This window comes from Neisseria bergeri, from assembly GCA_003044455.1.
GTDB classification, from domain to species: Bacteria; Pseudomonadota; Gammaproteobacteria; order Burkholderiales; family Neisseriaceae; genus Neisseria; species Neisseria bergeri.
This window is the reverse complement of sequence record POWY01000001.1, coordinates 317,251-329,828: the sequence shown is the minus strand read 5'-3', so window position 1 is coordinate 329,828 and position 12,578 is coordinate 317,251. Positions and strand designations below refer to the sequence as shown.

Below are 12,578 nucleotides of genomic sequence, written 5' to 3'. Positions count from 1 at the left end.
GCTTCAGACGGCATTTTATGCTGAAACCCCGCCCCGCAAGCCAAACGGCCGCCATATCGGGCAGGTTCGTCCGTCGGCAAACCGTGTTTTCTTCGCACAAAAATAACCATACGGCACAGTCAGTGTGTTGCCCCTTTCCGCCCCTCTGTTGCCGCCGCTCCGAAAGGCGGATTTGCAACCCTTAATGAAATGCCGGTAAACAAACCATGAAAAACCTCATCATCTTCAATAAACCCTATGGCGTCATCTGCCAATTTTCACCGCACGAAAAACATAAAAGCCTGAAAGACTTTATCAATCTTCCCGGTTTCTACCCCGCCGGACGGCTCGACACCGACAGCGAGGGGCTGCTTCTGCTGACCGACGACGGCAGACTTCAAGCACAAATTACCGACCCCAAATTCAAACACCCCAAAACCTACTGGGCGCAACTGGAGGGCGTACCCGACGAAACCCGGTTGGAAAGTTTAAGAAAAGGGATAGACTTAGGCGATTTCGTTACCCGTCCGGCAAGCGTCCGCGTCTTGGAACACGGGGAAACAAATCCGTTATGGGAACGCATCCCGCCGATACGCGTCCGCAAAACCGTTCCCGATTTTTGGATAGAAATCACCATTTCCGAGGGCAAAAACCGCCAAGTCAGGCGTATGACCGCCAAGGCCGGCTACCCCTGCCTGCGTCTTGTCAGAGTGGCAAGCGGCAGACTGAAACTGTTTGATTTGGATTTGAAACCCGGGGAATGGGCATACGCCCCGTTTAAACCATAATCACGTTTATCTCATTATTTCCACATTTCCACGAAAGTGGGAATCCGGAATTTTAATGTTACGGTTACTTATCCAAGGCAAGTAAAACCGAACAAGCGGTTTCCAGTCTGTTTGCGAATGACAGAATAAATAAGGATATATAATTTTTTATTTGAATTTACGATAAATATCCGATTGAAATCTTCAGACGGCATATCGAATTTACACTTTTTTGATGTTTATGCCGTCTGAAAAAAATGCTAATATATTTCTTAATTGTCTGATTGTTTATTGTTGAGGAAAATATGAAAACATCTTTTCGGTTAAAACCGATTTATTTTTGCCTTTTAAATGTTACGTTATATCATAGTTATGCTGAAGATTTACCACGGCATTCTCATAACACGCAAGTGCAGGTTTTGGAAGATGTGCACGTCAAGGCGAAGCGCGTACCGAAAGACAAAAAAGTGTTTACCGATGCGCGCGCCGTATCGACCCGTCAGGATGTGTTCAAATCCGGCGAAAACCTCGATACCATCGTCCGCAGCATACCCGGTGCGTTTACACAGCAAGATAAAAGCTCGGGCATTGTGTCTTTGAATATTCGCGGCGACAGCGGGTTCGGGCGGGTCAATACGATGGTGGACGGTATCACGCAAACCTTTTATTCGACTTCGACCGACGCGGGCAGGGCAGGCGGTTCATCTCAATTCGGTGCATCTGTCGACAGCAATTTTATTGCCGGACTGGATGTCGTCAAAGGCAGCTTCAGCGGCTCGGCAGGCATCAACAGCCTTGCCGGTTCGGCAAACTTGCGGACTTTAGGCGTGGATGACGTCGTTCAGGGCAATAATACCTACGGTCTGCTGCTAAAAGGTCTGACCGGCACCAATTCAACCAAAGGTAATGCGATGGCGGCGATAGGTGCGCGCAAATGGCTGGAAAGCGGAGCATCTGTCGGCGTGCTTTACGGGCACAGCAGGCGCAGCGTGGCGCAAAATTACCGCGTGGGCGGCGGCGGGCAGCACATCGGAAATTTTGGCGCAGAATATCTGGAACGGCGCAAGCAGCAATATTTTGTACAAACAGGCGGGTTGAAATTCAATTCCGACAGCGGAAAGTGGGAACGCGATTTGCAAAGGCAATTCTGGAAAACCAGTTACTATAAACAATACAAAGACCCCCAGAAACTGAAAAAATACATCGAAGACCAAGATAAAGACTGGCGGGAAAACCTGGCACCGCAATACGACATTACCCCCATCGATCCGTCCAGCCTGAAGCAGCAGTCGGCAGGCAATCTGTTTAAATTGGAATACGACGGCGTATTCAATAAATACACGGCGCAATTTCGCGATTTAAACACCAAAATCGGCAGCCGCAAAATCATCAACCGCAATTATCAGTTCAATTACGGTTTGTCTTTGAACCCGTATGCCAACCTCAATCTGACCGCAGCCTACAATTCGGGCAGGCAGAAATATCCGAAAGGGGCAAAGTTTACAGGCTGGGGGCTTTTAAAGGATTTTGAAACCTACAACAACGCGAAAATCCTCGACCTCAACAACACCGCCACCTTCCGGCTGCCCCGCGAAACCGAGTTGCAAACCACTTTGGGCTTCAATTATTTCCACAACGAATACGGCAAAAACCGCTTTCCTGAAGAATTGGGGCTGTTTTTCGACGGGCCGGATCAGGACAACGGGCTTTATTCCTATTTGGGGCGGTTTAAGGGCGATAAAGGGCTGCTGCCCCAAAAATCCACCATCGTCCAACCGGCCGGCAGCCAATATTTCAACACGTTCTACTTCGATGCCGCGCTCAAAAAAGACATTTACCGCTTAAACTACAGCACTAATACAATCAACTACCGTTTCGGCGGCGAATATACGGGCTATTACAGCTCGGAAAACGAATTTAAGCGGGCATTCGGAGAAAACTCGCCGGCATACAAGAAACATTGCGATCCGAGCTGCGGGCTTTATGAACCCGTATTGAAAAAATACGGCAAAAAGCGCGCCAACAACCATTCGGTCAGCATTAGTGCGGACTTCGGCGATTATTTCATGCCGTTCGCCGGCTATTCGCGCACACACCGTATGCCCAACATCCAAGAAATGTATTTTTCCCAAATCGGCGACTCCGGCGTTCACACCGCCTTAAAGCCAGAGCGCGCAAACACTTGGCAATTTGGCTTCAATACCTATAAAAAAGGATTGTTAAAACAATATGATACATTAGGATTAAAACTGGTCGGCTACCGCAGCCGCATCGACAACTACATCCACAACGTTTACGGGAAATGGTGGGATTTGAACGGGAATATTCCGAGCTGGGTCAGCAGCACCGGGCTTGCCTACACCATCCAACATCGCAATTTCAAAGACAAAGTGCACAAACACGGTTTTGAGTTGGAGCTAAATTACGATTATGGGCGTTTTTTCACCAACCTTTCTTACGCCTATCAAAAAAGCACGCAACCGACCAATTTCAGCGATGCGAGCGAATCGCCCAACAATGCGTCCAAAGAAGACCAACTCAAACAAGGTTATGGGTTGAGCAGGGTTTCCGCCCTGCCGCGAGATTACGGACGTTTGGAAGTCGGTACGCGCTGGTTGGGCAACAAACTGACTTTGGGCGGCGCAATGCGCTATTTCGGCAAGAGCATCCGCGCGACGGCTGAAGAACGCTATATCGACGGCACCAATGGGGGAAATACCAGCAATTTCCGGCAACTGGGCAAGCGTTCCATCAAACAAACCGAAACCCTTGCCCGCCAGCCTTTGATTTTTGATTTTTACGCCGCTTACGAGCCGAAGAAAAACCTTATTTTCCGCGCCGAAGTCAAAAATCTGTTCGACAGGCGTTATATCGATCCGCTCGATGCGGGCAATGATGCGGCAACGCAGCGTTATTACAGCTCGTTCGACCCGAAAGACAAGGACGAAGAAGTAACGTGTAATGCTGATAAAACGTTGTGCAACGGCAAATACGGCGGCACAAGCAAAAGCGTATTGACCAATTTTGCACGCGGACGCACCTTTTTGATGACGATGAGCTACAAGTTTTAAAGGCAGCCGGCGTTTTGTGGAAAACCGCAAAAAAAAGTCAAAATGCCGTCTGAAAGCCCTTCAGACGGCATTTGTTTCCCCAAACGCACCATCCAATCCGTTTTATCGTACCAGCAACTCAAAAAAGCCATTATTTTTGTTTGATTTACCCCATCATCCCCACGTAGAGAAGCCGTTTTTTGAGTTTCGCTTAAGTTCAATAAATCCTGAAACTTTAATCTCGCCCGTGAAAATGAATTTTCTATTTCAATTTGTCATATGTAGCTAATTTTTTAGGATATTTTATTTTTTGTTCCAAAGTCAAAATATACCGTCTGAACGTTCAGACGGCAGACAAAACGGCACTGCCCGATAAAGGCAGTGCCGTTGTCCGTTTCAAACCGTAAAACATCAGCCCAAATCAAAGGCTTTATGCAATACCCTGGTTGCCAGTTCCATGTATTTTTCATCAATCAATACGGAAACTTTGATTTCGGAGGTTGAAATCATTTGGATGTTGATGCCCTCTTCGGCGAGCGTGCGGAAGATTTTGGCGGCTACGCCGACGTGCGAACGCATACCCAAGCCGACTGCGGAGACTTTGCACACGGTGTCGTCGCCGTCGATAGAAGCCGCGCCGATACTGTCTTGACGTTCCGACAGGATTTCCAAAGTCTGTTTGTAATCGCCGCGCGGTACGGTGAAAGAAAAATCGGTTGTGCCTTCGCTGCCGACATTTTGGATAATCATATCGACTTCGATGTTGGCATCGGCGACCGCGCCCAAAATCTGATAGGCGACGCCGGGTTTGTCGGGTACGCCGCGCACGTTGATGCGGGCTTGGTTTTTGTCGAATGCGATACCGGTTACGGCAGCTCTTTCCATATTGTCGTCCTCTTCAAAGGTAATTAAGGTGCCGTTGCCGCCGTCTTGCAGGCTGCTCAGTACGCGCAGGCGCACTTTGTATTTTCCGGCAAATTCTACTGAACGGATTTGCAAAACTTTCGAACCGAGGCTGGCCAGTTCGATCATTTCTTCAAATGTAACCGTATCCATGCGGCGCGCTTCGGGTACGACGCGGGGGTCGGTGGTGTAAACGCCGTCTACATCGGTATAGATTTGGCACTCGTCGGCTTTGAGCGCGGCGGCAAGCGCAACGGCGGAAGTGTCGGAACCGCCGCGTCCGAGCGTGGAAATATCGCCTTCGCTGCTGATGCCTTGGAAGCCGGCGACGATGACGACTTTGCCGGCGGCAAGGTCGACACGCATTTTTTCATCGTCGATGCTTTCGATGCGGGCTTTGGTGTGGGCGGTATCGGTTTTGAGGGCGACCTGCCAACCTGTGTAGCTTTTGGCATCCACGCCGATGTCTTTCAACGCCATTGCCAAAAGACCGATGGTAACCTGTTCGCCGGTGGACAAAACCACGTCCAATTCGCGCGGATCGGGGTGTTCCTGCATTTCGTGCGCCAACGCGACCAGGCGGTTGGTTTCGCCGCTCATAGCGGATACGACGACGACGATGTCGTGTCCTTCGGCGCGGGCTTTGGCGACACGTTTGGCCACGTTTTTAATGCGTTCGGGCGAGCCTACGGATGTGCCGCCGTATTTGTGTACGATTAACGCCATGTTTCGTGCTTTCTTGTGTGGGATTGGTCGGGCAGCATATTTGCTGGAAAAGGGCTTATTATTACTATTTTTGATACAGAGTTCAAGGACGGGCAAAGATTTCTCCGCCCCTTTCTGAAGCCTCTCATGCAAATGCCACTTGTTCCGCCGGGGCGGCGGAATGCCGTCAGAGCGTTCAGACGGCATACGGACAATAATCAGACGGCGGACAGCGCATTTTGCTGATAACGCAGCAGCTCCCCTATCCCCTTTTCCGCCAAACCGATTAATTTGCCCAATTCTTCCAAACTAAATGGCGCGCCTTCTGCCGTCCCCTGTATTTCGATGATTTTCCCCGATGCGGTCATGACGATGTTCACATCACTGTCGCAACCGGAGTCTTCGGGATAATCCAAATCTAAAAGCGGCACTCCGCCGACTATGCCTGCGGATACGGCGGCAACGGCCTCACGAATCGGATTTTCGGTCAATATGCCGTCTGAAATCAGCTTTCCGACGGCGATTTGCAGCGCGACAAACGCGCCGGTAATGGATGCCGTACGCGTACCGCCGTCTGCCTGAATCACGTCGCAGTCAATCAAGATTTGGCGTTCGCCGAGTTTTTCCATATCCACGACCGCGCGCAGGGAACGCCCGATAAGGCGTTGGATTTCCTGAGTACGCCCGGACTGTTTGCCCTCCGAAGCTTCGCGGCGCATCCGGAAAGCGGTGGATGCGGGCAGCATCCCGTATTCTGCCGTTACCCAGCCTTGGTTTTTACCGCGTAAAAACGGCGGGACGTTTTCGTCCACGCTTGCGGTGCAAATCACTTTGGTATTGCCGCATTCGATGAGGCACGAACCGTCCGTATGCGGCAGGAAACGAGGGGTGATTTTAATATCGCGCAGGCTGTCTGCGGCGCGTGAGGTGCGGATGTAATCGGACACGGTTGCTCCGTTTGTCAAAAAAGGCTGTGTTCCAATGCAATGCCGGGCCGTCCGCCGGTTGGAAAATACTTTTCATCTGCCAAAACAGATTTCCGACCGGGCAGAAAACAAACGCCTTGCCCATAAGCCGAACCGGCGGATGACGGAAACACAAGCGAAAAAATCAAAAAGCCTTAAATATGAAGAAATCACATTTAAGGCGAACGGACGGGGAAACTTTACGCCTCTTCGGCTTTGCTGCGGATAATCAAAAGCGGCAGGTGGCTTTGGCGCATTACCGTTTCGGCGAAACTGCCCATCAGAAGGTGCATCAGGCCGGTACGTCCGTGCGTGCCCAACACCAGCAGGTCGGCACCGTTTTCATCGGCATAATCGACCAAATCCTGCGCCATTTCGCGCGCGCCTTTGTTCGCCACCAAGAGGTGTTTGACCGTATTTCCAACACCCAGTTCGCGGGCAATCCTCTCGGCATTGTCCAAAACCTCGTTGCCTTGTGCGACGGCGGCGGCTTCGTAGCTTTCGTGTTGCAAAAATTCGGGGGCAAGCGCCATATATTCGGCAGGATTGGCAACGTGCACCAAAGTCAGGCGCGCATTGTTGACGCCGGCAAGTTCGGCGGCGTGTTTCAGGGCATTGATGGACGTTTCACTGCCGTCGACGGCAACGACCAAATGTTTGTACATAATCGTATCCTCCTTTTGCACCGCCTCGCGGCGCCGTTTCATCAGGTTCGCGCAAAGGCTGTCTGCGCCGTTTCATTATAGTCCCGCCGCCGGGTTTTATACAACAGCCGAACAGCCCGGCCGCTTTACAGTATAATACGCCGCCGTCGGACGGCAGGACGTTTCCCACCGGCTTCCGTTTACGCTTCATTTGATGCAACCTTACAGGATTTGACTTATGACCGGCACCGGTTTGAACCTTTCGCGCCGCTTCGGCGGCATTGCGCGGCTCTACGGAGATGAAGCTCTCTCACATTTTGCCCGCGCGCACGTTTGCGTGGTCGGCGTGGGCGGAGTCGGCTCGTGGGCGGTCGAGGCTTTGGCGCGGACGGGCATCGGACGTTTGACCCTGATTGATTTGGACAACGTTGCCGAATCGAATGTCAACCGACAACTGCACGCCCTGACCGGCGACTTCGGCAAAGCAAAAGTTACCGCCTTGCGCGAACGTATTACACAAATCAATCCGCAATGCGAAGTATTTGAAATTGAAGATTTTGTCAGTGAAGACAATATCGAAACCCTGTTTGGCAGGGGCTTTGATTTTGTGATTGACGCGATCGACCAAGTGCGCGTCAAAGCGGCAATGGCGGCTTATTTTGTGAAAAACCGTCAGCCTTTCATCGTCAGCGGCGGCGCGGGCGGACAGAAAAACCCCGCCCTGATCCAAACCGCCGACTTAAGCCGCACCACCCACGACCCCCTGCTTGCCAACCTGCGCTATACCTTGCGGAAACGCTACGGATTCAGCCGCGATACGAAAGCCAAAATGCGCGTGCCGTGCGTGTTCTCAACCGAAAACATCACGCCGCCGCAATCGGGCGCGGCGTGTTCTGCCGATGCCGCACCGCAGGGCTTGTCGTGCGCCGGCTATGGCGCAAGTATGCTCGTTACCGCTTCGTTCGGTCTGTATTGCGCGCAGGCGGCAGTGGAACACATCGCGGGCAAAAAATAAAAAAATGCCGTCTGAAACAGGCAGGATTCAGACGGCATTTGGACAAACTATGGTTATGATTTAGGACAAAAAAGGATACGGATAAAAAAATAACATAAAATATATGATTCCTAATAATATACTAAGTATCGGAGAGCTATTTAATGGAATTCGTTAATAATTTAGTTATTTTTTTCATTTTTATTACTAATGCTTATTCCGATATTTTTTGTAGTATATGGTATATACCATAAGATACGTTATCGCAAAATATGTATCCTAAGAACAAGTTTTACATTATTAGTGGTAATACTTTGCAGTATGTATTACATATATTGCCGTTATCTTGACCAACAAAAAGTAGCTTATTATTGCATAGATGAACAATGTATTTCTATTGTTCATCTATACAAAGATTATGGTATAAACTCTCCCACATATACGAGAATTTACGCAGGAAAAATATTGTTTAGATTTCAAGTAAGAGCTAAAAATTACGCTGAATTACTTATGGAAGATGATATATCAATTAGTAAAAAAATTTTGGGGAATAAATTTATCATTTATGGGTCGCTACCTGTAATATACGGTAATGTAGATAATATTGAAGTAAAAGAAGCTACTGGTTATATAGATAGAGCCAGTACTGATTATATTGTCTCAAGAAACTTAAAATTCAGACATTTATATTAATTAAGAGGTTTTAGCAAGACCGTATTCACAACCTGCTCCTTTTCAAAACATTTGCATTTAAAAGCCGTTATAATGCCGTCTGAACATCTGCCCGACCACATTACGCGTGAATGCCGGCAGATTGTTTTCTTTTGTAAACTTATATTAAAATCCACTTACCGATTCACGCTATGCCGCCCATCCCTGCCCCATCCGCACCATCCGAGCACACCGTCGCATGGGTATTCGGACAACCCGTTACCGATTTGCCGCAGGATTTGTTTATCCCGCCCGACGCGCTGAAAGTCGTATTGGGCAGCTTCCAAGGCCCTTTGGATCTACTGCTGTATCTGATCCGCAAACAGAATATCGATGTACTGGATATTCCCATGGTGAAGATTACTGAACAGTATCTGCACTATATTGCCCAAATGGAAGCCTATCAGTTTGATTTGGCGGCGGAATATCTTTTGATGGCGGCAATGCTGATTGAAATCAAATCCCGCCTGCTGCTGCCGCGCCCCGAAGAAACCGAAGAAAACGAGGCCGACCCGCGTGCCGAGCTGGTGCGCCGCCTGCTGGCTTACGAACAAATGAAGCTGGCGGCACAGGGCTTGGACGCGCTGCCCCGCGCCGGACGGGATTTCGCGTGGGCATACCTGCCTTTGGAAATCGCCGCCGAGGTCAGGCTGCCCGAAGTCTATATTGCCGACCTGACGCAGGCTTGGCTGAGTATTTTGTCGCGGGCGAAACACACGCGCAGCCACGAAGTAATCAAAGAAACCATCTCCGTACGGGCGCAAATGGCGGCAATCCTGCGCCGTCTGAACGGGCACGGGATATGCGGGTTTCACGACCTGTTCAAGCCCGGACAGGGTGCGGCTTATGTAGTGGTCAATTTCATCGCGCTGCTGGAGCTTGCCAAGGAAGGCTTGGTCAGAATCGTGCAGGAAGTCGGTTTCGGAGAAATCCGAATCAGCCTCAATCATGAGGGGGCGCATTCAGACGGCATGACCGGGACAGAAACACCGGATTGACCTATTTAAAAAGAGAATATTAAATTTATTTTTGAATTTGATCTTGACATAAAAAAGCCCCTTTCACTTGGCTGCCAAAGGGGAATGTTAAGAAAAGTAATGCGCCCCTCTGATGGGACGTAATATATAAGGAACATGATGACAAGCAAACGAAACCAAGCCTCATTATGGGCGGTCGGACTGATGCTGTTTGCCCTGTTTTTTGGTGCGGGCAACCTGATTTATCCCGCCTATCTCGGTCAGCAGGCAGGCGAAAACTGGCTGATTTCCATGCCCGGCTTCTTATTGACCGGCGCAGGCCTGCCGCTATTGGGCGTAATCGCCATCGGCTACTCGGGTTCCCGTGATGTCGAAGCACTCGCCTCGCGTGTCGCCCCCTGGTACGGCATAGCGTTTGCCGCCTCCCTCTACCTTGCCATCGGCCCGCTGTTCGCCCTGCCCCGGACGGCGACAGTTTCCTTTGAAATCGGCGTTTTACCGCTGATCGGCAATCTTCCCCCGAATATGGCTCAGGCAGTATTCAGCCTGCTTTTTTTCGGCCTGGCCTACTGGCTTTCGATCTCTCCGGGCAAATTGGTTGACCGCATCGGAAAAATCCTGACACCCGCACTCCTGCTGACCATCGCCGTATTGGTCGGTTATGCCGCACTCAACCCCATCGGCGCACCGCTCGCCGCACAAGGCGATTTTGCCGTCCGCCCGATGATTAAAGGCATTTTGGAAGGCTACGGCACGATGGACGCCCTCGCCTCGCTCGTATTTGCCATTATCATTATCGACGCCGTCCGCGCCATGGGTGTCGACAACCGTTCGGACCTGCTGAAAACCACCGTCATATCAGGCCTGATGGCTGCAGGCTGCCTTGCTGCGGTTTACCTGCTGATAGGCTATATGGGGGCGACCAGTGTGGCGGGAATCGGTTTACAGGAAAACGGCGCGCTGGTATTGTCGAAATCGGCACAATACTATTTCGGGTTGGGCGGCAACCTGCTGCTCGGCATCATCGTACTGCTAGCCTGCCTGACCACGGCGGTCGGTCTGGTTACTTCGTGTGCCGAATACTTCAACCGCCTCTGCCCGGGCATTTCCTATAAAACCTTCGTCATCATCAATACGCTGGTTTCCATCGTCTTGGCAAACAAGGGGCTGTCAGCCATCCTGCAAATTTCCGTCCCCATGCTCATGCTGCTTTATCCGCTGACCATCGTACTCATCCTGCTGACCCTGACCGACAGGCTGTTCGGCGGCAGCCGCATCGTCTATTTCTGCACCATGATGCCCGCACTGGCGGTCGGCCTGCTCGATGCCTACAAAACCGCCTTCGGTTTCAGCGAAACGGCAGCAAAAGCCATCGACAAAGCCCTTCCCCTATACAGCATAGGACTGGGTTGGATTATTCCCTCTTTAACCTGCTTTGCCTTAGGCTGCCTGCTCAATGCGGCCGTAAGGAAAAAATCCTGAAACCATGCCGTCTGAAAGACCTTCAGACGGCATTTTCGGCACACGGGGCGGGCGCGATGTGTTCTAATACGCCCCAAGCCGCCAACAGAAATCGGAAGACACGCCATATGACCGGCATCATACATTCGCTGCTCGACACCGACCTCTACAAATTCACTATGCTGCAAGTAGTCCTGCACCAGTTTCCGCAGACGCACAGCCTTTACGAATTCCGCTGCCGCAACGCCTCGACCGTCTATCCGCTTGCCGACATCAGGGAAGACTTGGAAGCCGAACTCGACGCACTCTGCCGCCTGCGCTTCACCCATGACGAACTCGGCTATCTGCGCTCCCTGCGCTTCATTAAAAGCGACTTTGTCGATTATCTCGAACTCTTCCAGCTCCAACGCCGCTTCGTACAAGTCAGCCCCGATGCCGAAGGCCGTCTGAACATCCGCATCGAAGGCCCGATGATACAGGCGATGTTTTTTGAAATCTTCATCCTCGCCATTGTCAACGAACTTTACTTCCGCCGCCTCGAAACCCCCGCCGTTATCGAAGAAGGCGAACGCCGGCTTCAAGCCAAAGCCGCGCGTCTGAAAGAAATAGCCGCCACACAAAATCCGGACGATCCGCCCTTCCTGATTTCCGACTTCGGCACACGCCGCCGCTACAATCTCCCATGGCAGGAACACGTCATACGCACCCTGCTTGAAGCTGCCCCCGGCATCGTACGCGGGACCAGCAACGTTTATCTCGCCAAAAAACTCGGCATTACCCCCATCGGCACCATGGCGCACGAGTTCCTGCAGGCATTCCAGGCCCTCGACGTACAATTGCGGAATTTCCAAAAAGCCGCACTTGAAAGCTGGGTACACGAATACCGGGGCGATTTGGGCGTTGCCCTGACCGACGTTGTCGGTATGGATGCCTTCCTGCGCGATTTCGACCTCTATTTTGCCAAACTCTTCGACGGGCTGCGCCACGACAGCGGCGACCCTTACGTTTGGGGCGACAAAGCCTACGCCCACTATCAAAAGCTCAAAATCGACAGCCGCACCAAAATGCTGACCTTCTCCGACGGGCTGGATATCGAACGCTCTTGGGCATTGCACCAATATTTCAAAGGCCGCTTCAAAACCGGCTTCGGCATCGGCACCAACCTCACCAACGATATGGGGCATACGCCCTTGAATATCGTATTGAAACTGGTCGAATGCAACGGGCAGTCCGTCGCCAAGCTGTCCGACTCGCCTGGCAAAACCATGACCAACAACAGCACCTTCCTCGCCTACCTGCGCCAAGTGTTCGGCGTACCCGAACCCGGAACGCCGTAAACCGGCAGAAAAAGCGCACAATTCCTGTTTCCGCCGCATAAAATCTTTTAAAATACCGCCTGATTTGAATTTAACCGAGAGACCG

The 12,578-nt window shown here is 51.2% G+C and carries 9 protein-coding genes and 1 pseudogene; 7 read left to right on the top strand and 3 right to left on the bottom strand.

The window, feature by feature from the left end; all coding sequences use genetic code 11:
• Nucleotides 1–206 precede the first annotated feature (206 nt).
• Both DBY86_RS01870 and tdfH read left to right on the top strand, forming a co-directional pair.
• Nucleotides 207–767: an rRNA large subunit pseudouridine synthase E gene (locus DBY86_RS01870; RefSeq protein WP_107818686.1), complete on the top strand. Its 561-nt coding sequence runs from the start codon at nucleotides 207–209 to the stop codon at nucleotides 765–767.
• A 284-nt stretch (nucleotides 768–1,051) separates the two neighbouring features.
• Nucleotides 1,052–3,817: a TonB-dependent zinc piracy receptor TdfH gene (tdfH, locus tag DBY86_RS01865; RefSeq protein WP_107818685.1), complete on the top strand. Its 2,766-nt coding sequence runs from the start codon at nucleotides 1,052–1,054 to the stop codon at nucleotides 3,815–3,817.
• Between the two features lie 390 nt (nucleotides 3,818–4,207).
• Here the strand turns inward: tdfH and DBY86_RS01855 are convergent, their stop codons facing one another.
• The 3 genes from DBY86_RS01855 to DBY86_RS01845 form a co-directional block, all read right to left on the bottom strand.
• Nucleotides 4,208–5,425, bottom strand: coding sequence for an aspartate kinase (locus DBY86_RS01855; RefSeq protein WP_107818684.1), 1,218 nt, complete (start codon nucleotides 5,423–5,425; stop codon nucleotides 4,208–4,210).
• Between the two features lie 197 nt (nucleotides 5,426–5,622).
• The gene (rph, locus tag DBY86_RS01850) at nucleotides 5,623–6,351 is read right to left on the bottom strand and encodes a ribonuclease PH (RefSeq protein ID WP_107818683.1); all 729 of its coding nucleotides are present in this window, start codon (nucleotides 6,349–6,351) and stop codon (nucleotides 5,623–5,625) included.
• 218 nt (nucleotides 6,352–6,569) lie between these two features.
• Complete coding sequence (locus tag DBY86_RS01845; protein WP_003713854.1) at nucleotides 6,570–7,034, bottom strand: universal stress protein; 465 nt, start codon at nucleotides 7,032–7,034, stop codon at nucleotides 6,570–6,572.
• 217 nt (nucleotides 7,035–7,251) lie between these two features.
• Here DBY86_RS01845 and DBY86_RS01840 point away from each other — a divergent pair, with 217 nt between their 5' ends.
• From DBY86_RS01840 to pncB, 5 genes and pseudogenes are all read left to right on the top strand, one after another.
• Nucleotides 7,252–8,028 (top strand): tRNA threonylcarbamoyladenosine dehydratase, encoded by a 777-nt coding sequence (locus DBY86_RS01840; protein ID WP_107818682.1) that lies wholly within the window; start codon nucleotides 7,252–7,254, stop codon nucleotides 8,026–8,028.
• 143 nt (nucleotides 8,029–8,171) lie between these two features.
• Nucleotides 8,172–8,700 (top strand): annotated as a pseudogene (locus DBY86_RS01835) (hypothetical protein).
• 170 nt (nucleotides 8,701–8,870) lie between these two features.
• Nucleotides 8,871–9,716 (top strand): segregation and condensation protein A, encoded by an 846-nt coding sequence (locus DBY86_RS01825; protein ID WP_107818680.1) that lies wholly within the window; start codon nucleotides 8,871–8,873, stop codon nucleotides 9,714–9,716.
• A gap of 135 nt (nucleotides 9,717–9,851) precedes the next feature.
• Nucleotides 9,852–11,177: a branched-chain amino acid transport system II carrier protein gene (gene brnQ, locus DBY86_RS01820; RefSeq protein WP_107818679.1), complete on the top strand. Its 1,326-nt coding sequence runs from the start codon at nucleotides 9,852–9,854 to the stop codon at nucleotides 11,175–11,177.
• Between the two features lie 107 nt (nucleotides 11,178–11,284).
• Complete coding sequence (gene pncB / locus DBY86_RS01815) at nucleotides 11,285–12,493, top strand: nicotinate phosphoribosyltransferase (protein ID WP_107818678.1); 1,209 nt, start codon at nucleotides 11,285–11,287, stop codon at nucleotides 12,491–12,493.
• Nucleotides 12,494–12,578: the final 85 nt, after the last annotated feature.